At 73.6% G+C, this 20,250-nt stretch carries 18 protein-coding genes and 1 pseudogene; 5 read left to right on the top strand and 14 right to left on the bottom strand.

The features are described 5' to 3' along the window. Positions 1-102: 102 nt before the first annotated feature. From efeO to RYN42_RS14090, 6 genes are all read right to left on the bottom strand, one after another. Positions 103-1,305: an iron uptake system protein EfeO gene (gene efeO, locus RYN42_RS14115; RefSeq protein WP_315097144.1), complete on the bottom strand. Its 1,203-nt coding sequence runs from the start codon at positions 1,303-1,305 to the stop codon at positions 103-105. 30 nt (positions 1,306-1,335) lie between these two features. Continuing rightward, positions 1,336-2,199 carry an iron uptake transporter permease EfeU gene (gene efeU / locus RYN42_RS14110; RefSeq protein ID WP_315097142.1) on the bottom strand — a complete coding sequence of 288 codons (864 nt, stop codon included), beginning with the start codon at positions 2,197-2,199 and terminating at the stop codon, positions 1,336-1,338. A 113-nt stretch (positions 2,200-2,312) separates the two neighbouring features. Continuing rightward, entirely contained in the window at positions 2,313-2,819 is a 507-nt protein-coding gene (locus RYN42_RS14105; RefSeq protein ID WP_315097141.1) for an NUDIX domain-containing protein, read from the bottom strand. Between the two features lie 7 nt (positions 2,820-2,826). Then, positions 2,827-4,626 carry a biotin carboxylase N-terminal domain-containing protein gene (locus RYN42_RS14100; protein ID WP_315097139.1) on the bottom strand — a complete coding sequence of 600 codons (1,800 nt, stop codon included), beginning with the start codon at positions 4,624-4,626 and terminating at the stop codon, positions 2,827-2,829. A gap of 214 nt (positions 4,627-4,840) precedes the next feature. Then, entirely contained in the window at positions 4,841-5,305 is a 465-nt protein-coding gene (locus RYN42_RS14095) for an aromatic ring-opening dioxygenase LigA (RefSeq protein WP_315097137.1), read from the bottom strand. A gap of 116 nt (positions 5,306-5,421) precedes the next feature. Next, positions 5,422-6,063, bottom strand: coding sequence for a nucleoside triphosphate pyrophosphatase (locus RYN42_RS14090; RefSeq protein ID WP_315097135.1), 642 nt, complete (start codon positions 6,061-6,063; stop codon positions 5,422-5,424). A gap of 133 nt (positions 6,064-6,196) precedes the next feature. On the opposite strand from RYN42_RS14090, the gene RYN42_RS14085 reads away from it, so the two are divergent. After that, the gene (locus tag RYN42_RS14085; protein WP_315097133.1) at positions 6,197-6,889 is read left to right on the top strand and encodes a vitamin K epoxide reductase family protein; all 693 of its coding nucleotides are present in this window, start codon (positions 6,197-6,199) and stop codon (positions 6,887-6,889) included. Positions 6,890-6,943: 54 nt separating this feature from the next. On the opposite strand, the gene RYN42_RS14080 is transcribed toward RYN42_RS14085, so the two are convergent. From RYN42_RS14080 to RYN42_RS14065, 4 genes are read right to left on the bottom strand one after another with little or no spacing between them, the layout of a single operon-like run. Next, positions 6,944-8,674: a DUF885 domain-containing protein gene (locus RYN42_RS14080; protein WP_315097131.1), complete on the bottom strand. Its 1,731-nt coding sequence runs from the start codon at positions 8,672-8,674 to the stop codon at positions 6,944-6,946. Between the two features lie 39 nt (positions 8,675-8,713). After that, positions 8,714-8,968, bottom strand: coding sequence for an acyl-CoA carboxylase subunit epsilon (locus tag RYN42_RS14075; protein ID WP_315097130.1), 255 nt, complete (start codon positions 8,966-8,968; stop codon positions 8,714-8,716). Further along, on the bottom strand, positions 8,965-9,561 hold the full coding sequence (locus RYN42_RS14070) for a hypothetical protein (protein ID WP_315097128.1): 597 nt from the start codon (positions 9,559-9,561) through the stop codon (positions 8,965-8,967). The genes RYN42_RS14075 and RYN42_RS14070 overlap by 4 nt, the downstream gene beginning before the upstream one ends. Further along, positions 9,558-11,159 (bottom strand): acyl-CoA carboxylase subunit beta, encoded by a 1,602-nt coding sequence (locus tag RYN42_RS14065; RefSeq protein WP_315097127.1) that lies wholly within the window; start codon positions 11,157-11,159, stop codon positions 9,558-9,560. The genes RYN42_RS14070 and RYN42_RS14065 overlap by 4 nt, the downstream gene beginning before the upstream one ends. Before the next feature lie 96 nt (positions 11,160-11,255). Between RYN42_RS14065 and RYN42_RS14060 the strand changes: the two genes are divergently transcribed. Together RYN42_RS14060 and RYN42_RS14055 are read left to right on the top strand one after the other, a co-directional pair. After that, positions 11,256-12,116, top strand: coding sequence for a biotin--[acetyl-CoA-carboxylase] ligase (locus RYN42_RS14060; RefSeq protein ID WP_315097125.1), 861 nt, complete (start codon positions 11,256-11,258; stop codon positions 12,114-12,116). A gap of 14 nt (positions 12,117-12,130) precedes the next feature. After that, on the top strand, positions 12,131-13,213 hold the full coding sequence (locus tag RYN42_RS14055; RefSeq protein WP_315097123.1) for an adenylate cyclase regulatory domain-containing protein: 1,083 nt from the start codon (positions 12,131-12,133) through the stop codon (positions 13,211-13,213). Between the two features lie 264 nt (positions 13,214-13,477). On the opposite strand, the gene RYN42_RS14050 is transcribed toward RYN42_RS14055, so the two are convergent. After that, the gene (locus RYN42_RS14050) at positions 13,478-14,218 is read right to left on the bottom strand and encodes an SOS response-associated peptidase (RefSeq protein WP_315097121.1); all 741 of its coding nucleotides are present in this window, start codon (positions 14,216-14,218) and stop codon (positions 13,478-13,480) included. Positions 14,219-14,288: 70 nt separating this feature from the next. Between RYN42_RS14050 and RYN42_RS14045 the strand changes: the two genes are divergently transcribed. Further along, on the top strand, positions 14,289-15,554 hold the full coding sequence (locus tag RYN42_RS14045) for a multidrug effflux MFS transporter (protein WP_315097119.1): 1,266 nt from the start codon (positions 14,289-14,291) through the stop codon (positions 15,552-15,554). Between the two features lie 203 nt (positions 15,555-15,757). Next, positions 15,758-18,532 carry an Ig-like domain-containing protein gene (locus RYN42_RS14040; RefSeq protein WP_315097117.1) on the top strand — a complete coding sequence of 925 codons (2,775 nt, stop codon included), beginning with the start codon at positions 15,758-15,760 and terminating at the stop codon, positions 18,530-18,532. An 8-nt stretch (positions 18,533-18,540) separates the two neighbouring features. On the opposite strand, the gene RYN42_RS14035 is transcribed toward RYN42_RS14040, so the two are convergent. From RYN42_RS14035 to RYN42_RS14025, 3 genes and pseudogenes are all read right to left on the bottom strand, one after another. Then, positions 18,541-19,761 carry a pyridoxal phosphate-dependent aminotransferase gene (locus RYN42_RS14035; protein WP_315097115.1) on the bottom strand — a complete coding sequence of 407 codons (1,221 nt, stop codon included), beginning with the start codon at positions 19,759-19,761 and terminating at the stop codon, positions 18,541-18,543. 63 nt (positions 19,762-19,824) lie between these two features. After that, the gene (locus RYN42_RS14030; RefSeq protein ID WP_315097113.1) at positions 19,825-19,953 is read right to left on the bottom strand and encodes a molybdopterin oxidoreductase; all 129 of its coding nucleotides are present in this window, start codon (positions 19,951-19,953) and stop codon (positions 19,825-19,827) included. Between the two features lie 113 nt (positions 19,954-20,066). Beyond that, positions 20,067-20,250 (bottom strand): annotated as a pseudogene (locus RYN42_RS14025) (hypothetical protein); the annotation flags it as partial.

Genomic DNA, 20,250 nt, shown 5'->3' with positions numbered 1-20,250 from the left:
ACCCGGCCGCGACCCCGGCGGCGGCGAGCCCACCGCCGAGGCCGAGCACGGCCCTCCGCGACAGGGACGGGCCGCCGCGCGGGTCGGTGGACGAGGTCAAGGTCAGGCGCCCGTCACCGTGGCAGTGAGGCGGGACAGGGGCTCGGACAGGGCGTCGACCGCCGCGGCGAGCTCCTTGACCTGTGCGTCCGGCAGTGCGTCGTAGTACGTGAACCCGGCCTCGATCGAACCCTGCTCCGCGAGCAGCGCCTCGAGCTCGGCGAACCGGGTGGTCAGCGTGTCGGCCAGCTCGGCGTCCTTGGCCTCGACCACGTCCGCGAGGACCTCGTAGGCCACGCGCGCGCCGTCGACGTTGGCCTGGAAGTCCCACAGGTCCGTGTGCGACCAGATCTCCTCCTCGCCGGTGACCTTGCCGGTGGCGACCTCGTCGAGGAGCTCCTTGGCGCCGTTGGCGATCTGGAACGCCTCGAACGTGAAGCCGGGGGCGTTGACCTCGTCCACCAGCTGCTGGGTGTACGTCACCAGGTCGGCCGCCGCGGAGTCGCGCTGCTCGGGCGTGAGCGGGACGTAGGTCGCGCCGCCGTTGGCCTCGGGCGCCGGCTGCCACAGGTCCTTCTCGATGAGGTGCCAGCCGCTCCAGGTGGCACCCTCCTCGACGTCGGCCTCGCGCAGGTCGAGCAGCGGGTCGAGGTCTCCGAACGACTCCGCCACGGGCTCGACGCGCTCCCAGTGCACCCGGGTGTCGGCGTACAGGACCTTCGCCGCCTCGTCGTCGCCCGCCCGGTAGGCCGCGGCGAACTCCTCGGTGCCCGCGATGAGCGTGCCCACCTGGTCCTTGACGTACGCGACGTAGGAGGTCTCGGCGGCGGCGAGCTGGTCGGCCGTGTCGCCCGTGGGACCCACCGCGACGCCGCTGTCGTTCACCGTGAGCTCGGCGCGGATGCCGTCGCCGACCATGCCCGGCTTGCAAGCCGTGTAGTAGGTGCCCGGCTTCACCTGGACCACCAGGTCACGGGACAGGCCGGGCCCGATGTTCTCCACCTCGGAGACCACCCGTAGCCCGTCGTCGCCCAGCAGGTAGAACTCGGTGACGTCGTCGCCCTCGTTGGTCACGGAGAACCGCAGGGTGCCCGAGTCGGCCTCGGTCGCGGACACGTCGCACGCGTCGGCGGTCGAGGTGACCGTGAGCACGCCCGCGCTGCCGGCCTGGCCGGGCTCGGCCGTGTCGTTCGGCACGCAGGCGGCCACGAGCGGCAGGACGAGCGCGGCCAGCGCGGCGGCGACGACGGTGGAGCGGCGGGACATGGGTCTCCTCGGGGAACGGTGCACAGGTGGTCAGGCGGCGGTCGCGCGGACGGCCGGCTCCGCGACGGCGGGCGCCGACGGGCGGGCGGGCGCGGAGCCCCAGGTGGTGCGGACGAAGAAGAAGAGCGTCGGGACGAGGTAGGCCGTCCAGGCGATGGCCTGGAGCCACGTGGTGGCGGGGGAGAAGTTGACGACGCCCTTGAGCACGGTCCCGTACCAGCTGCTGGGCGGGACGGTTGCGGAGACGTCGAAGGCGAGGGTGTTCAGGCCGGGCAGGATGCCGGCCTCCTGCAGGTCGTGGACGCCGTAGGCGAGCACACCGGCCGCGACGACCACCAGGAACAGGCCCGTCCATGCGAAGAAGGCGCGCAGGTCGAGGCTGATCGCGCCGCGGTACACCAGCCAGCCCAGCAGCACCGCGGTGGCGAGCCCGAGGGCCGCGCCGAGCAGGGGCGCCGCGTTCGCGCCGGTCGCCTGCGCGCCGGCCCACAGGAACAGCGCGGTCTCCAGTCCCTCGCGGCCCACCGCGAGCAGCGCCACCACGAGCACCGCGCGACGGCCGTGGCCGATCGTGTGGTCGAGCCGGTGCTGCAGGTCGGACTTGAGGTGGCGGGCCGTGCGCGCCATCCAGAAGATCATCCAGGTGATGAGCCCGACCGCGACGATCGAGAGCGTCCCACCGATGGCCTCCTGCGCCTCGAACGTCAGCCCCGAGGGTCCGAACGTGAGCAGGGCCCCGAAGCCCAGCGAGGCGAGGACCGCGATCCCGACGCCGCCCCAGAGCGCGGGCAGGTGGTCCCGGCGGCCGGTCTTGACCAGGTAGGCGACGAGGATGCTGACCACCAGGGCGGCCTCGAGGCCCTCACGCAGGCCGATCAGGTAGTTCGCGACCATGCGGCCCTCCGGCTGGGACGAGATGAGGACAGGCTTACCTCACCGGCGGCGAGACTACCGCCGCGGGTGTCGTCTGCGCGACACCGTCCCGGCACCCGGTCCTGTGATGCGGGTCACCGGGCGCCCAGGGCCTCGATCCGCTCGCGCAGCCGCGGCCACGCGGACGCGAAGGCCGGCAGCAGCGGGAGGTCGCTGACCTCGTCCAGGGGCACCCACCGCAGCTCGACGCTCTCGGCGTCGGTGACCGTCGGCCGGACCGGGACGATCTCGTCGGCGATCACGGTGGTGTAGGACCAGTCGTCGTGCTGGAGCACCCGCGACTCGCGCAGCCGGACGGCCACCCGGTCGATCCCGGCCTCCTCGTGCGCCTCGCGCAGCGCCGCGTCCTCGGCGGACTCGCCGGGCATCCGCGCACCACCGGGCACTCCCCAGGTGCCGCCCTGGTCGCTCCACAGCGCACGGTGCTGGAGGACCACGGCCTGCGCCACGCCGTCCGGCGACCGACGGACCAGCAGCAGCCCGGCCGCACCGTGCAGGCCCCAGTGCCGACGCCCGCACGCGCACTCGACCCAGCCGTCACCCGGTTGACGGGCGTGGTGGACCGGTGGCGCGTCGTCCACGCCGTGGTCAGCCGACGATCTCGCAGATGGCGGTGCCGGCGCTCACGCTGGACCCGACCCCCGCGGTCAGCGAGGTGACGACGCCGGCGCGGTGCGCCAGGAGCGGCTGCTCCATCTTCATGGCCTCGAGGACCACGACGAGGTCGCCCTCCGCCACCTGCGCGCCCTCGGCCACCGCGACCTTGACGATGGTGCCCTGCATGGGCGACGCGAGCGTGGTGCCGTTGCCGGCGCCGTTGGCGCGGACCACCCGGCGCACGGGGCGTCGGGCCGACGGGCCGGTCGACCCACGGCCGCCGCCACCGGGTCCGCGACCGAGCGCCAGGGCGGCCGGCAGGACCACCTCGAGCCGCTTGCCGCCCACCTCGACGACGACGCGCTCCAGCGCGGCCGGCTCGTCGTCCTCGTCCTGCGCCCGCGTCGGCGCGGCGCTGAGCGCGGCGACCGTCTCGGCGAACTCGGTCTCGATCCAGCGTGTGTGCACCGAGAACGGCTGGGCGGGGTCGGTGGGGGCGAACGCCTCGGCGTCGAGCACCGCGCGGTGGAACGGGACCACCGTCGGGATGCCGACCACCTCGAGCTCGGCCAGCGCGCGGCGTGCCCGGGCGAGGGCCTGCTGGCGGTCCGCGCCCGTGACGATCACCTTGGCGATCATGGAGTCGAACAGCCCGGAGACGCTGTCGCCCTCGAGCACGCCCGAGTCGACCCGCACGCCTGGCCCGGACGGCAGGCGGAGCGTGGTGATGCGACCCGGGGCCGGCAGGAAGCCCGCGCCGGGGTCCTCGCCGTTGATCCGGAACTCGATCGAGTGGCCGCGCGTCTCCACGTGGTCGTAGCCGAGGGGCTCGCCCGACGCGATGCGCAGCTGCTCGCGCACCAGGTCGATGCCGCTGATCTCCTCGGAGACGGGGTGCTCGACCTGCAGGCGCGTGTTGACCTCGAGGAAGGAGATCGTCCCGTCGGCCGCGACGAGGAACTCGCACGTGCCGGCGCCGACGTACCCGGCCTCGCGCAGGATCGCCTTCGACGACTCCACCAGCTGCGTGCGCTGCGCGTCCGTGAGGAACGGCGCCGGAGCCTCCTCGACCAGCTTCTGGTGGCGCCGCTGCAGCGAGCAGTCGCGCGTGGAGACGACGACGACCGTGCCGTGCTCGTCGGCCAGGCACTGCGTCTCCACGTGCCGCGGCCGGTCCAGGTACCGCTCGACGAAGCACTCGCCGCGACCGAACGCCGCGACCGCCTCCCGCGTGGCCGACTCGAACATCTCGTCGATCTCGCTGGACTCCCGGGCGACCTTCAGGCCACGGCCGCCCCCGCCGAACGCCGCCTTGATGGCGACCGGCAGGCCGTGCTCGGCGACGAACGCATGGATCTCCTCGACGCCGCTGACCGGGTCGGGGGTGCCCGCGACGAGCGGAGCGCCGGCCCGCTGGGCGATGTGCCGCGCGCTGACCTTGTCGCCCAGGGCGTCGATGGCGGACGGCGGGGGACCGATCCAGACCAGCCCGGCGTCGAGCACGGCCTGGGCGAACCCGGCGTTCTCGGCCAGGAACCCGTATCCCGGGTGCACGGCGTCGGCGCCGGAGCGCCGGGCGACGTCGAGCAGCTTGTTGATGTCCAGGTACGTCTCGGCCGCGCGGGCACCGTTCAGCGCGAACGCCTCGTCGGCGACGCGCACGTGCAGCGACTCCCGGTCGGTGTCGGCGTAGACGGCGACGGAGCCGATCCGGGCGTCGCGACAGGCTCGGGCGATGCGGACGGCGATCTCACCGCGGTTGGCGATGAGGACCTTGGAGATGGCGGGCACGGCTCACCGTAACGCCCGGCGCGTTCCGGACCCTCGCCCAGCTCGCGCGCCCACCCAAGACTGTCGATCCGGCCAGCCGCGGCGGCGGCGCCTTGTAGGGATCCTCAGACGACGGGCCCTTGACGACGCCTCGGCGCCCGTGCCGTTGTCCGGTTGCCACAAGCAGAAGAGCCCGGCCCCCGCAGGGGGCCGGGCTCGACGTGCGTGGTGCAGGTCAGACGGCGGCGAGGGCGTTGTCGCCGGTCGCCGCGGGGGCGACCGTCGCGACGGCCTTGCGCAGGGCGAACCCGATGAGGCCGAAGACCACGCCGATGCCCATGACCAGGGCGGCGACACCGAAGGCGACGACCGAGGTGAAGAGCGAGGCCCGCAGGAAGGAGCCGTTCATCGCGGTGGCGCGCAGCGGGTCCTCGCGGTCCAGCTCGGCGTAGGTCTTGCCACCGGTCGCGTCGAGCGAGTGGTGGTTGATGATGTTCGCCTCGGAGAAGGCCTCCCACGGGGTGTCGACGGCCTGGCCGGCGAAGGCGCTGGCGTCGTCGGCGACCGTGATGTTCTCGGCGGCGAGGTTGGTGGAGACGGCGCCCCACGTCACCGCCCCGGCGATGAGGAAGACTGCGCCGGCGATGATCGCGAGGAGCCCGGCGAGGCGGACGAAGCGGGGGTTCGTGTCGGTCGACATGGTTGATGTCCTTGGATGCCCTGGGCGGTCCCGGCCTACCCGGACCCGGCGAGCCTCTCGGGCTGGCTCACGTGAACATCGTTGCGTGACGTCCGGGGTCCTCCCTGGGACCTAGGTCAGGCTCGTGTCCACAGGCTCGGGACGGTCACCCCGACCTCACCCAGCAGCTCGCGCAGCAGCGGCAGGCTCAGCCCGACGACGCCGTGGTGGTCGCCCTCGATCCGCTCCACGAACGGGCCGCCGAGCCCGTCCACCGTGAACGCACCCGCCACGGCCAGCGGCTCGCCCGTGGCGACGTACGCGTCGATCTCGTCGTCGGACAGCTGGGCGAACGTGACCTTCGTCGAGGACGTGGCACCGAGCATCGTCGGCACGTCGCGCTCGTCCATGAGCCAGTGCCCGGTGTGCAGCACCGCCGAGCGCCCGCGCATCGTGCGCCAGCGCTGCGTCGCCTGCGCCGCGTCCGCGGGCTTGCCGTAGATCGCGCCGTCCAGCTCCAGCATGGAGTCGCAGCCGAGCAGGAGCAGGTCGTCCGCGTCCTCGAGCTCGGCGGGCAGGTGACGCGAGACGTCCTCGACCTTGGCCTGGGCCAGCAGCAGCACGGCGTCCGCCGGGTCGAGGGCGCCGAAGCGCTCGGTGGCGGCCGCGAGGACGGCCTCCTCGTCGACGCTCGAGACCGCGACCAGCGGCTCGATGCCCGCGGCGACCAGCGTGGCGCGGCGGGCGGGGGAGGCGGAGGCGAGCAGCAGGCGGGTCACGGGTGGGCAGCCTAGTTCGTAGTCGGTCAAAGGTCCTGGCCCGGCACACAGTCGCGCGGGGCACAATGGGGCGCGCGCGGTGATCGGGTGCGGCGGGCGGTGCCGCCGGTCCGGAATCACGAGGAGGAACCCTGTGAGCGACACGACGAGGACGTCGAGCGACGTGGACGACGAGTACCTCGACGACCTCGACGAGCTCGACGTCGACCCCGACCCCGACCTCCTGGAGCCGCCTGCGCAGTCCTGGCGGGCGCGCACGGCGGTCGAGATGGCCATCTCGGGCGTGCTCGGGCTGCTGGCGTCGTTCGTGCTCTCCATCGAGGCGCTGGCGCTGGCCGCGGACAAGGACGCGACCTTCGGGTGCGACCTCAACTCGGTGATCAGCTGCAGCACGGTCGCCAAGAGCTGGCAGGCGCAGCTGTTCGGGTTCCCCAACGCGTTCCTGGGCATCGCCGCCGAGGCCGTGGTCATCACGGTCGCCATGGCGGTGCTCGGCGGCGTGCGGTTCCCGCGCTGGTTCATGATCGGCGCGCAGGCGATCTACACGCTCGGCTTCCTGTTCGCGTGGTGGCTGTTCTTCGAGGCCTTCTTCGTCATCAAGGCCCTGTGCCCGTGGTGCCTGCTGATCACCGTGACGACGACGCTGGTGTGGGCGGGGCTGACGCGCATCAACGTGCGCGAACGGGTCATCACGTTCCCAGGTCGCTGGGGGCCGGCGGCCCGACGGTTCGTGGCGCACGGCAACGACTGGTTCGTCACCGCCGCGCTGATCGTCCTGCTGGCCGTCGCGGTCCTGGCCAAGTACGGCTCCACGCTCCTCGTCTGAGAGTGACGCGCGACGGGCCGGTGGCGGGTGCCACCGGCCCGTCGTCGTCCGTCGTCAGCCCGCGAACGCGGTCTTCAGCACGTCCAGCGGCAGCGAGCCCATGCTCAGCGCCCGGGCGTGGAACGCGCGGATGTCGAACTCCTCGCCCGCGGCCTGCGCCTTCGCCGCGGCGGCGTCGCGGGTCTGCTCCCAGAGGCGCTGGCCGATCTTGTACGAGGGAGCCTGCCCGGGCCAGCCCAGGTACCGGTTCCACTCGAAGCGGATGAACGCCTCGGGCATGTTGACGTTGGCCTTGAGGAACTCCCAGCCCTTGTCGGCGTCCCACGTCCCGCCGCCCCACTCCTGCGGGGCCTCGAGGCCGAGGTGCACGCCCAGGTCGAACACGACGCGGGCGGCGCGCATGCGCTGGCCGTCGAGCATGCCGAGCCGGTCGCCCGGGTCGTCGAGGAAGCCGAGGTCGGCCATGAGGCGCTCGGCGTACAGGGCCCAGCCCTCGCCGTGACCCGAGGTCCAGCAGGCCAGGCGGCGCCAGGTGTTGAGGGTGGCGCGCTCGAACACCGCCTGCCCGATCTGCAGGTGGTGGCCCGGGACGCCCTCGTGGTAGACGGTCGTCTTCTCGCGCCAGGTGTTGAACGTGGTGACCTCCGGCGGCACGGACCACCACATGCGGCCCGGGCGGCTGAAGTCGTCGCTCGGGCCCGTGTAGTAGATGCCGCCGTTCTGGGTGGGCGCGATGCGGCACTCGAGGGTGAGCACCGGGACGGGGATGTCGAAGTGCGTGCCGTCGAGGGCAGCGATCGCGGCGTCCGACGTCTCCTGCATCCAGGCCTGCAGCGCGGCGGTCCCGTGCAGCGTGCGGGCGGGGTCCGCGTCGAGCGCGGCGACGGCCTGCTCCACCGTGGCGCCGGGGCCGGCGATCTGCGCCGCGACGGCCTCCTGCTCGGCCACCACGCGGGCGAGCTCCTCGAGCCCCCACCGGTACGTCTCCTCCAGGTCCACCGCGGCACCGAGGAACGCCCGCGACCACAGGGCGTAGCGCTCGCGTCCGGCGGCGTCCGCCTGCGGCGCCTGCGGGGCCAGCTCGTCCGTCAGGAACGCGGCGAGCGTCGCGTAGGCGCCGCGCGCTGCCGTCGCCCCGTGCTCCAGCTCGGCCCGCACCAGCGAGCAGGTGGCGGACTCGTCGAGGACCGCGTCGACGGCCTCGCCGGTGATGAACGTCGTGAAGAACGACGACGCCGGGTCCGCCTGCTCCGCGGCCTGGCGGGCACACTCCTCGACCTGGCGGGCCGCGGCGACCGCGCCCCTGCTCGCCGCCAGGCGCAGCGACTCGACGTAGCCGTCGATCGCGGCCGGGAGGGCGTTGAGGCGGGCGGCGATGTTCGACCACGCCTCGACGTCGCCCGTCGGCATGATGTCGAAGACGTCGCGCAGGTTCTGCACCGGCGACGCGATGTTGTTGAGGTCCCGCAGGAGCTCGCCGGCCTCGTGCAGCTCCACCTCGAGCCCGAGGCGCTCGCGCATGGCGGCCAGCGTGATCTCGTCGACCTCGTCGACGGGTGCCACGCCGGCCAGCGTCTGCAGCGTGCTGCGGGCGAGCTCCGCCCGGGCGTCGAGGCCGGCGGGCGACAGGTCGGTCATCTCGTGGTCGTGACCGGCGATCCCCATGGAGGTGGCCGCCAGGGGGTCCAGGGTCGCGAGCTGGGTGATGTAGGTCTCCGCGATGGTGTCGATCGGGGAGGCGGCGCGCACGGTGGGCGCGTCCGAGGTGGTGGGCGTCGTCGTCACGCGCACGACCCTACTCGCCGGGTCGTACGCTTTCCCGAGTCAGGCGCGCAGGCTCCAGCGCCACGTGTCCGGGCCGGGGCGCAGCGCCACGCGCATCCCGCGCATCGTCCGCCGGCGGTCGGCCCAGGGCGCGGCGACGGCACGGTCGGTGACCTCCGCGAGGCGTGCCCGTTCCGACGCGGCCGCCATGAGACCAGCCACCAGGGCCGCGAGCTCCATGTCGTCCGGGGTGCCGCGGACCACGTGCACGTGGGCGTCGCGCCCGGTCGGCTGCCCGTGGGTCGGCCCGGTCATGCCGTGCCCGTCACGTCGTCGCCGTCCTCGTCGTCGTCCTCGTCGTCCTCCTCGAACGTGACGGCGGCACCGCGGGACGCGCCCCACTCGCCGACCTCGAACCCGGCGTCGACCAGGTGCTGGGCCAGGTCCGCGCCGCTCTGCTCCACCAGGTCCAGCACGGAGTCGAGGGACAGGTCGGAGGTGCCGGCAGGAGGGCCGACGACGAAGCCCAGGTGGAAGGTGTCGAGCTCCGCGTCGCTGCGGGGTGCGTCCGCGTCGCCGTGCTCGTCCTCGCCCCAGGACATGCCCGTCAGGTCCGCGTGCAGGCCGAGGCGCTCGTGCAGCAGGTCGTACAGCCGCGCGTTCAGACCGCCGATCTCGGACTCCAGCGCCAGGATGCGTGGGTCCTCGTCGGCCTCGGTGGAGCCGAACTCCGCGCGGACGCCCACTGCCGCGTCGACGTACCCGTGCAGGGCCGCGGACAGCGCCGCGACGGCCGCGTGCAGGTCGGTGGCGTCGACGCCGACGAGCGGCTCGGGGCCGTGGGCGGGGTCGTCGTGCCCACTGTGCTCGTCATGCTCGTCACGCTCGTCGTGCTGGTGCTCGCTCATAGAGGGATGTTCCCGTGCTTCTTCGGCGGGAGGCTGGCGCGCTTGGTGCGCAGCAGCCGGAGGGCCTTGGTGATCTCGGAGCGGGTCCTCGCCGGGGCGATCACCGCGTCCACGTAGCCGCGGTCGGCTGCGTCCCAGGGGTTCACGATCGCCTCCTCGTACTCCGCGGTCAGGCGTCGGCGCTCGGTCTCCACGTCCCCGCCTGCCTCGGCGACGGACTTCAGGGCGCCGCGCTGCAGGATGTTCACCGCGCCACCCGCGCCCATGACGGCGATCTGCGCGGTGGGCCACGCCAGGTTCACGTCGGCGCCGAGCTGCTTGGAGCCCATCACGATGTACGCGCCACCGTACGCCTTGCGGGTGATGACGGTGACGAGCGGGACCGTGGCCTCGGCGTAGGCGTAGATGAGCTTGGCGCCGCGCCGGATGATGCCGTTCCACTCCTGGTCGGTGCCGGGCAGGAAGCCCGGGACGTCGACGAACGTGAGCACCGGGAGGTTGAACGCGTCGCACGTGCGCACGAACCGGGCGGCCTTCTCGGCGGCGTTGATGTCGAGCGTGCCGGCCATGGACATCGGCTGGTTGGCGACGATCCCCACCGGGTGGCCCTCGACGTGCCCGAACCCGATGAGCACGTTCTGGGCGTACAGCGGTTGGACCTCGAGAAGTACACCGTCGTCCAGCACGTGCTCCAGGACCGTGCGCATGTCGTACGGCTGGTTGTCCGAGTCGGGCAGGAGCGTGTCCAGCACCTCGTCCGCCTCGGTCACGTCCAGGTCGGTCTCGTGGTCGAAGGTCACCGGGTCCGTGAGGTTGTTCTGCGGGAGGTAGGTCAGCAGGGAGCGCACGTAGTCGAGGGCGTCGTCCTCGTCGGAGGCCATGTAGTGCGCGACGCCGGAGCGGGTGTTGTGCGTGGTCGCGCCGCCCAGCTCCTCGAACCCCACGTCCTCGCCCGTGACGGCCCGGATCACGTCGGGGCCGGTGATGAACATGTTGGAGGTGCCGTCGACCATGACGATGAAGTCCGTCAGCGCGGGGGAGTAGACGGCGCCGCCCGCCGACGGGCCCAGGATGAGGCTGATCTGCGGGATGACCCCGGACGCGGCGACGTTGCGGCGGAAGATCTCCGCGAACTGGGTGAGCCCGGCGACGCCCTCCTGGATCCGTGCACCGCCGCCGTCGCTGATGCCGACGAGCGGGACGCCGGTGCGCAGTGCGAGGTCCATGACCTTGGTGATCTTCTGGCCGTGCACCTCGCCCAGGCTGCCGCCGAAGACGGTGAAGTCCTGCGAGTAGATGCAGACCGGCCGGCCGTCGACGGTGCCGTGCCCGACGACCACGCCGTCGCCCGGGATGCGCTTCTTGTCGAGGCCGAAGTTGGTCGAGCGGTGCCGCACGAACGCGTCGAGCTCGGTGAACGAGCCCGGGTCGAGCAGCTGCTCGATGCGCTCGCGGGCCGAGCGCTTGCCGCGCGCGTGCTGCTTGTCGACGGCTCCCTGCTCGGCCGCCTCGACGGCGGCGTACCGGTCGGCGAGGTCGGCCAGCTTGGCGGCCGTGGTGCGCGGAGCCGTCTCGACGGGCTGCGGGGTGTCGGTCACCCGACAGAGGCTAGTTGTCGATCCCCACCATGCACGTGCAGCGCGATGACCGCGTTGCCCGCGTCGGGGTGTCGGGTTCCCACAACGAGCGTCATCATGGGCGCCATGATCCCGCTGCGCGCCGACGAGCTCCGCGACCTCCTGCTGGCCCCGGCCGGGCCGCTGGCGCGCGTCGAGGTGGTCGGCGTCACCGCGTCCACCAGCTCCGACCTGGCCGCCGAGCTGCGCGCCGACCCGCAGTCGTGGCCCGACGCGAGCGTGCTCGTCGCCGAGCACCAGTCCGGGGGCCGCGGCCGGGCAGGCCGCACGTGGGAGACCCCACCCGGGACCTCACTGACCTGCAGCTTCGTCGTCCACCCGCCGGTGCCGCCGGAGCGGTTCGGCTGGATCGGGCTGCTCGCCGGGCTCGGCGCCGTCAACGCGCTGCGCGCCACCGCGGGTGTCCCGGCGACGCTGAAGTGGCCCAACGACCTGCTCGTGCCCGCCGAGACGGAGGTCGAGGGGTGGGGTGCCGTGCGCAAGGTCGGCGGGATCCTGGCCGAGGTCGTCACGCTCCCGGACGGGCAGCCGCCCGCCGTGGTGGTCGGGATCGGCATCAACGTCAGCCAGACGGCCGACGAGCTCCCCGTGTCCAGCGCCACGTCGCTGGCGCTCGCGGGCGCGCAGCACGTCGACCGCGAGGGGATGCTCGTCGCCCTGGTCAGCGCGCAGGTCGAGGTGGCGCAGCGGTGGCGCGAGTCCGGTGGGGACGCGCGTGCGTCGGGGCTGGCCGACGAGATCGAGGCGGTGTGCAGCACGCTGGGTTCGCACGTGCGGGTCGAGCTGCCCGGCGGCGGGTCGGTGAGCGGCCTCGCCGCCCGGCTCGACGACGACGGCGCCCTGGTCGTCGTCGACGACGCGGGGGTGTCGCACCGGGTGCTTGCGGGTGACGTACGCCACGTCCGCACCGCCGGGTGAACTACCCTCGTCCCGTGCCGGACGACCGCTCGCAGGACCTCGACTTCGTCGAGTCGACCGTGGGGGAGCTCGACGCGGAGCTGCTCGGCGGGGACCGCACCCTGAGCGCCCGCGACCTGGCGGCGCGCGCGCACATCGAGATCGAGGTCGTCCTCGCGTTCTGGACCACGATGGGCCTGCCGCACGCCGACCCGGACGACCGCATCTACACCGAGCGCGACGCCGACGCCATCGACCGTGCGGCCTCCCTGGTCCGCGAGCACGGCCTCGACCTGCGCACCGTCCTGACCGTCACCCGCGCGCTGGGGCACACGTCCGACCGCCTCGCGCTCTGGCAGGTGGAGGCTCTGGTCGAGGACATGGCCGCCCGGTACGAGCTCGACGACACCTCCGCGCGGCTGCTCGTGCTGGACCGGCTCGCCTCGCTGGCGCCCGTGCTCGAGGCGCAGCTGGTGCACTCCTACCGTCGCCAGCTCGCCGCGATCGCGGGCCGTTACGCCGCCGAGTTCGGCCAGCTGCGGGACCCGCTCCCCGACCGCTCCGCGCTGCCCCTGGCACGTGCCGTCGGGTTCGCCGACATGGTGTCGTTCACCCGGCGGACGGCCGGGCTCGGCTCGACCGACCTCTCCCAGTTCGTGCAGCGGTTCGAGGCCGCCGCGCGCGACGTCGTCTCGGCGAGCGGCGGGCGCGTGGTCAAGACCATCGGCGACGCCGTCCTGTTCGTCGCCGACACCGCCGCCATCGGCGCGCACATCGCGATCAACCTGGCGGACACCCTGGGCAAGGAGCTCGACGTCGACCGGGAGACCACGTCCGGCGGGCTGTTCGAGGGTGCGCGCGGAGTCACTCCGGTACGGGTCGGGCTGGTGTGGGGGCGGGTGCTGTCGCGGTTCGGCGACGTGTTCGGTCCCGACGTGAACCTGGCGGCGCGGCTGACGGACATCGCCGAGCCGAGCACGGTGCTGGTCGACGCCTCCACGGCCGCCGTGCTGTCCGTCGACCCGCGGTTCGTGCTCGAGCCGCGGCCGGCGCGGCGGCTGGCGGGGATCGGGTCGGTGCACCCGGTGCGGCTGCGGGCGGCCGTCGGGCAGGGCTGACCCGAGGCTCTGGTCGGCAGCGGATCGGCCAGGGGATCCCGCCCGATCGGGCAGGGGCGCCGCCGTTAGGGTGGCGAGATGGCGAACGGTGGCACCCGGCCGCGATCGAGGCACTGGCCAAGCCGTTCGTGGAGGCCAAGTACCGGACCGAGTGGGTGGGCAGCGCCACCGGGAGGAACTACTGGGAGAAGTGGCGCGCCGTCTGGGACGCCGCGCACCCGACCCCGTAGCTGCACGGAGCCGGCTGGTCTGGGCGGTCGTCCGTCAGGCCGGGTCGGCCTCGGGGTCGATCTCGTCCACCAGGGACGGGCCGTTGTTGGCGACCGTGTTGACCGCGGTCGACACCGGCGTGGCGACGAGGTCCGGCGGCTCTGCCTCGAGCAGCTCCGTCGCGCCGTCCGCGCCGACCGCGGGGTCGAGCCACGCCGACCACGCCTCGCGGCGGAGCATCAGCGGCTGGCGGTCGTGGATGTGCGCGAGCTCCTCGGTGGCCGGACGCGTGATGACCGTGGCGCTGACCACCCAGCGCTCGGGGTCGTCGTCGTCCTTGCTCGGGTCCTTCCAGAACTCGTACAGGCCGGCGAGCGCCACGACGTCGCCGTCCGCGGGGTGCAGGTAGAAGGGCTGCTTGCGCTTGGTGGCGGCCTCGGGCGGGGGCTTCTTCCACTCGTAGTACCCGTCGGCGGGGAGCAGTGCACGGCGCACGGCGAACGGGCGGGCGAACGCCGGCTTGTCCGTCAGGGACTCGACCCGCGCGTTGATCATGCGGTTGCCCACCGAGATGTCCTTGGCCCATGACGGCACCAGCCCCCAGCGGGCGACGCGGAGCTGCCGGGTGATCTCCCCGGTCTCCTTGTCCGCGCGCTCGACGACCATGCGCACCCCATCGGTGGGCGCCACGTTCCAGGACGGACCGAGCAGCCGGACGTCGTCGGCCACGGTCGCGATCGCGAACTCGTCGGCGAGCGCCTGGTCCTCGCGGAAGGAGGCGTATCGACCACACATGGGACCAGGGTGCCAGGAATCACTGACATTCGGATCGAATCGATTCGTTTCCTGTGCGAGCATGGAAGGGATGACATCGCACGCCACCCGCCCCGCAGCCGCCGCCGCTCCACAGACCGGCACCGCGCAGGCCCCGCAGTTCCGCCCCAACGCCAGGTACGTCCTGATGCTGGGGCTGATGTGCGCCCTGCCGGCCGTCTCCACCGACATGTACCTGCCGTCCCTGCCGGACGTGGCACGCGACCTGAGGACGTCGGCCACGGCGGCGCAGCTGACCATGACCGCGATGCTCATCGGCGGTGCGGTCGGCCAGCTGGTGATCGGGCCGCTCTCGGACCGGTTCGGGCGGCGCAAGCCGGTGCTGGTGGGTGTCGTGCTGCACGTGGTGACGTCGCTGCTGTGCGCGATCGCGCCGGCCATCGTCCCGCTCATCGCGCTGCGCACCATGCAGGGCTTCTTCAACGCGTCGGCCACGGTCGTGGCCATGGCGATCATCCGCGACCGGTTCGTGGGCGCCGACGCCTCCCGGCTGATGTCCCGCCTCATGCTCGTCATCGGTGTGGCGCCGCTGTTCGCCCCGTCGCTCGGCGGCGTGATCGCCGGCCAGTGGGGCTGGCGGTCGGTGTTCCTCGCGCTCGCCGTGTTCGGCGCCGTGCTGTGGGTCGTGGTCTGGCGCCGGCTGCCGGAGACGCTGCCCGCCGAGCGCCGCCGCCCGGGCGGGCTGCGCACCGCGGTGGCGGGGTACCGCACGCTGCTGCAGGACCGGCACTTCGTCGCGCTGGCTATCCTGCCCGGCCTCGGCATGGCGGTGCTGATGAGCTACGTCGTCGCCTCGCCGTTCGTGCTCCGCGAGGGCTACGGGTTGTCGGCCACCGAGTTCTCGCTGCTCTTCGCGGCCAACGGTGTGGGCCTCGTCGCCGGTGCCCAGGTGAACGCCGCCCTCGTGCGCCGCGTCGCGCCCATCCGGATCGTGCGTGTCGTCCTGCCCGTATCGCTCGGCCTGACGGTGGTCCTGCTCGCCCTCGCCCTGACCGGCTGGGGCGGCCTGGTCGCGCTGCTGGTCGTCCTGTGGCTCATCCTCGCGATGGTCAACTTCGTGCCGCCCAACGCGTCGGCGCTCGCGCTGAGTCGGCACGGTGAGGTCGCGGGCACCGCGGCCGCCGTCATCGGCGCCACGCAGGCGGGTGTCTCGGGCATCGTCAGTCCGCTCTCTGGTCTGCTCGGCGGCGATGCGACCGCCATGGCGGCGGTGATGGTCGGCGCCTCGGTGGCCGCGCTCCTGGTGCTCGCGCTGGCCACCCCCGCGTACCACCGCGACGGAGCCTGGACGGTCTGACGCCACGAACGGGTGACGGCCTGATCAGGCCTTTCGCCCAGCGGGGGACATTGGTGCGGGTGATCTCTGACCTGGACGGGTGTCCGACACGTCTGGCCCTGCCGGGTGGCGACGGGCGCCCCTAGCGTGCGCATCGACCACAGCCTCGACGACCACCCGGAGACCACCGGGTGTGCTCGGGGCCGTCGGAAGGACCCCGCCGCATGCTCCGTCGCCTCGCCCTGTTCGCGCTCACCGCCGTGCTCGTGCTCGCGGGGGCGGCGGTGCCGGCGGTCGCGTCCGGGAGCGGTGACCTGTTCCCGCGGGTCGGCGTCGCGGACGCCCCCTGCGACGCCACGCACCCGTGCCGTGCCGCGATCGAGTGGCGCACCGACGCCTACGGTCCGGCCGGGGACACGCAGATCCGGCGACGGACCATGTTCACCGTCTTCGCGCGGGCGGGCGAGCAGATCCTCACAGGGTCGTCCTCGGTCGGCACCGGCAGCGCCGACGTCGCCGTCTGGAACCCCGGGCAGATCACCGACACCGAGGCGGCCACGCTGCCCGCCGTGGTCGACGTGACCACCGGGTTCAGCTGTGCGGCCCATCGACCGGACCCCACCAGCCTCGCCGGCAGGCTGAGGACGCGCACCCAGGAGCTGGCGGGCGCCCAGTCGGCCGACGGGACCCAGAACACCGCCGGCTACGTCCCGTGCGTCTACACCGCACCCGTCACCGGCCTGTACCGCGTGGCGTTCTACGGTGCCGCGGGGCCGGGCAACGGGGTGGACGGCACCCCCGACCGGCACCTCGACCCCGCCGGCGGGTTCCTCGCGGCGGCCGGCTCGTCGGTCAACGCCTGGGACATCACGGTCCGCGACGGCGACCCGGCGTCCGTGGCCGACCTCCCCGGCCGCGTCCTGACCTACGTGCTGGCGGGGTTCACCGGCGGCAACCCGCGGCCGGTCAGCATGCGCCTGTTCCTCAACACGCTCGACGGCTACCGCTACGCGGTGGACACCCGCGGGTTCGACCCCAACGGCTTCGTCTTCTACGGCAACCGCGAGGGCTTCCTCGACGCGGACGGCACGACCCCGCTGAACCGCGACGTCGTCGGCATCGGGACCGCTCCGCAGCAGCTCCCGTCGCTGGTGGGCGGCGTGCACCTGGCGCCGCCGCAGTACCCGTTGTCGTTCGAGCCGCTGGCCACCGAGACGCTGGCCGCCCTGGGGATCCCCGCGGCGCCGGTGCCCCCGACCCTCAGCGCCGTCGACTTCACCGGGCGCGCCACGGACCGGGGCAGCTACGTGGGCCAGGGCGGCACCTTCGAGCTCGAGGCCGGGACCGGGGGGACCTACGAGATCGTCATCTCCCGCGACGGCGTCGACTTCGACCCCGGCCTGCCCGGCAACCGGGCGCTGCGCGGCGTGGTGCCCGCAGGCGTCTTCACCGTGACGTGGGACGGCAGCGACAACACCGGCACCGCGCTGCCGGTGAAGAACGGCTACGCCGTGCGCGCGGTGCTGCGCGCCGGTGAGTACCACGCGCCGATGCTCGACGTGGAGAGCTCGACCCAGGGCGGCCCGAGCATCACCCTGCTCAACCCCCCGAACGGCGTGTGCCCCTTCACGGGCGCGGCGAGCACCGGCACCAACTGCACGCGCGTCTTCTTCGACGACCGTACCTACGTCACGAGCGCGGGCACCCGCGTGGGCGACCTCACGTCGGGCACCGTCTGCCCGGCGTTCGCCGGCGCGGTGCCGGCGCAGCTGTTCGCCGACCCGGAGTCCGGGATCGACAGCACGGGCTCGGCGCGGGCGTTCGGCGACGGAGCCGGCCTCAACGCGAACCAGTACTGCCCCGCCACCGGCGGCACGCTGGGCGACGCCAAGGGCCTCGACCTCTGGACGTACTTCCCGTCGCAGCGCACCGCGACCTCGCTCGACGTGCTGGCCGTGCCGGCCGTGCCCGTCGCGGCCGACGACACCGGGACGACTCCGGTGGGCACCCCCCTGGTCGTGCCCGCGGGCGGCGTGCTGACCAACGACGCCGGCACCCGCCTGACCGTGGTGAGCGCGACCGCGCCGGCGCACGGCTCGGTGACGACGCACCCCGACGGCTCGTTCACCTACACCCCGGCCCCCGGCTACACCGGCCCCGACGAGTTCCAGTACACGGTCACCGACGACTACGGCCAGACCGACGTCGCCACGGTCCGCCTGACCGTGACCCCGCTCGCCGCCGACGACCACCTCGGCACGGTGCCCGCCAACGTGACGAGCACCGGCACGCTGCCCGGGATCCTGGCCAACGACTCCGGGTCCGGTCTGACGGTGACCGGCGTCGGCACACCGGCCCACGGCACGGTCACCGTGCACGCCGACGGCAGCTGGGCCTACACCCCGCCCGCCGGGTGGGGCGGCACGGACACCTTCACCTACACGGCGACCGACTCGGCCGGCCAGACGGCGGTGGCCACGGTCACCGTCCAGGTGGCGACGCCCGTGCAGGTGGCCTCCGCGGCCGACGACCACGCCGCCGGCACGGCCGGGGCGCCCACCGTCCTGGCCGAGCTGGTCAACGACGCGCCCGGGGACCACCTGGCGTGGGACCTGGCGACCGTGCAGCTGGTCGACCCGGTGAGCGGCCTGCCGGTCGCCTCCGTGACGGTGCCGGGCGAGGGCACGTGGACGGTGGAGGGCGGACACGTCCGGTTCACGCCCGTCGACGGGTTCACGGGTGCGGCACACCTGGGGTACCGGGTCACGAACACCGCCGGGCAGACCGTGACGGCGACGATGACGGTCACCTACCCGGCGCGGCCGTCGGCCCCGACCACCGGCACGCCACCGACAGCCACCTCCACGGTCGCTCCCCGGGCGGCCGGGCTGGCGACGACCGGTGCGGATGCCCTGGCCGGTCTGCTGGTCGCGTCCGCTCTGGTGGCCGCCGGTCTGGGCCTGCGCGGGGGACGTCGGAGGGCGAGCACCCCCCGCTGAGGCAGGCGTCAGGCCCGGTACAGGCGGTGCAGGCCGTCGACCGCCCGGGCCAGCACGTCCTCGCGCTTGACGAACGTGAACCGCACCCAGGAGCGCAGGGCGTCGTCCACGGCGGAACCGGCGTGCGTGAACGCGGTCACCGGGACGCCGACCACACCGGCCAGCGCGGGTAGGTCCCGGCACAGCGCGGCGCCGTCGTCGTACCCGAGCGGTGCGGCGTCGGCGAGCACGAAGTACGTGCCCTGCGGCCGGACCACCGCGAACCCGGCGTCCGCGAGCCCCGCGCACAACAGGTCCCGACGCCGCGACAGCGACGCCGCCAGCTCGACCACCCACGCGGCGACGTCCGGGTCCCGCAGCGCGAATGCGACGGCCGGCTGGAACGGCGCACCGTTGACGTAGGTGAGGAACTGCTTGACGGTCCGCACCGCGGTGACCAGGTGCTCGGGCCCGGTGACCCAGCCGATCTTCCAGCCGGTGAACGAGAACGTCTTGCCCGCCGACGAGATGGTCAGGGTCCGCTCCGCCATCCCGGGCAGGGTGGCGACCGGGACGTGGACGGCCCCGGACCCGCCGAGGACGAGGTGCTCGTAGACCTCGTCGGTGACCACGAGGGCGTCGTGCGCGACGGCCAGCCGCGCGATCGCGGCCAGCTCGTCCCGGGTGAGCACCGTGCCGGTCGGGTTGTGCGGGGTGTTGACCAGGACCAGGCGGGTGCGCGGCGTGAACGCGGCCGTCAGCGCCGCGAGGTCGAGGCGGAAGCCGTCGGGCCTCGCGCGCAGCGGCGCGGTGGTGTGCGTGGCGCCGGCCAGCGCGACGACCGCGGCGTAGGAGTCGTAGAACGGCTCGAGCGTGAGCACCTCGTCGCCCGGACCGGCCAGGGCCAGCACGGTCGCGGCGAGGGCCTCGGTCGCCCCCGCGGTGACCAGCACCTCGCGGTCGGGGTCCCACCGCAGGCCGTAGTGCGCGAGCTGGTGCTCGGCGATCGCCCCGCGCAGCGCCGGGATGCCCGGACCGGGCGGGTACTGGTTGGCGCCGGCCGCGATCGCGTCCTGCGCCGCGCGTGCCACGGACGCGGGGCCGTCGACGTCCGGGAAGCCCTGCCCGAGGTTGACCGCGCCGGTGCGCGCGGCGAGCGCCGACATCTCGGCGAAGACCGTGGCCCGGGGGATGCCGTCGGAGCCCATCAGGCCGGTCGCCCGGGCGACGTCCTGCCAGCGAGAGGTCATGCCCGCCAGGTTAGGGGTGCCTCGAGCGGAACCCGTCGACGACGGGCCCGTGAGCGCGTGCGCTCAGCTCCCCAGTCCGGACGCGGCGGTGAGGCCCGCGACCACGACCAGGGCGAGGGACGACCAGGCCCCGACGATCCACCACTCCACGTGGTGTCGCCGCAGAACCCGCTGCGCCTGTCGTTCGGCCATACCTTCAAGATCGGCACGTGCCGCGCCACGTACAACTCCACGCGCCGACCGGACGTGATTTCACCCGGTCGGCACGCAACGAATCGCCGCGAGACCACAACGCAGCGGCGATCTCAGCCCGCGGCGGCGGCCTCGAGCTTGTCGCCGAGCGTGACCAGCTGCTGCGCCAGCTGGTCGAGGGAGTCGGCGGCGGACCCGGCGGCCCCCGCCTGCGCGGCCTCCAGCTCGGCCTGGGCGTCGGCGACCTGCGTCCGGGCGTCCGCCAGTGCCTCCTGCGACGCCGCGGCGCCGTCGGCC

It is taken from the genome of uncultured Cellulomonas sp., from assembly GCF_963527515.1.
GTDB lineage: Bacteria > Actinomycetota > Actinomycetes > Actinomycetales > Cellulomonadaceae > Cellulomonas.
The sequence above is the reverse complement of the archived record's forward strand: the minus strand, read 5'-3'. Positions and strand labels throughout refer to the sequence as shown.

Bases quoted from the DNA above. Each gene is read 5' to 3' on its own strand.
- RYN42_RS14075 (WP_315097130.1), bottom strand. From the start codon at position 8,968: ATGACCGGGCCGACCCACGGGCAGCCGACCGGGCGCGACGCCCACGTG.
- efeU (WP_315097142.1), bottom strand. From the start codon at position 2,199: ATGGTCGCGAACTACCTGATCGGCCTGCGTGAGGGCCTCGAGGCCGCC.
- RYN42_RS14040 (WP_315097117.1), top strand. From the start codon at position 15,758: ATGCTCCGTCGCCTCGCCCTGTTCGCGCTCACCGCCGTGCTCGTGCTC.
- RYN42_RS14045 (WP_315097119.1), top strand. From the start codon at position 14,289: ATGACATCGCACGCCACCCGCCCCGCAGCCGCCGCCGCTCCACAGACC.
- efeO (WP_315097144.1), bottom strand. From the start codon at position 1,305: ATGTCCCGCCGCTCCACCGTCGTCGCCGCCGCGCTGGCCGCGCTCGTC.
- RYN42_RS14050 (WP_315097121.1), bottom strand. From the start codon at position 14,218: ATGTGTGGTCGATACGCCTCCTTCCGCGAGGACCAGGCGCTCGCCGAC.
- RYN42_RS14070 (WP_315097128.1), bottom strand. From the start codon at position 9,561: ATGAGCGAGCACCAGCACGACGAGCGTGACGAGCATGACGAGCACAGT.
- RYN42_RS14030 (WP_315097113.1), bottom strand. From the start codon at position 19,953: ATGGCCGAACGACAGGCGCAGCGGGTTCTGCGGCGACACCACGTGGAG.
- RYN42_RS14035 (WP_315097115.1), bottom strand. From the start codon at position 19,761: ATGACCTCTCGCTGGCAGGACGTCGCCCGGGCGACCGGCCTGATGGGC.
- RYN42_RS14060 (WP_315097125.1), top strand. From the start codon at position 11,256: ATGGGCGCCATGATCCCGCTGCGCGCCGACGAGCTCCGCGACCTCCTG.
- RYN42_RS14095 (WP_315097137.1), bottom strand. From the start codon at position 5,305: ATGTCGACCGACACGAACCCCCGCTTCGTCCGCCTCGCCGGGCTCCTC.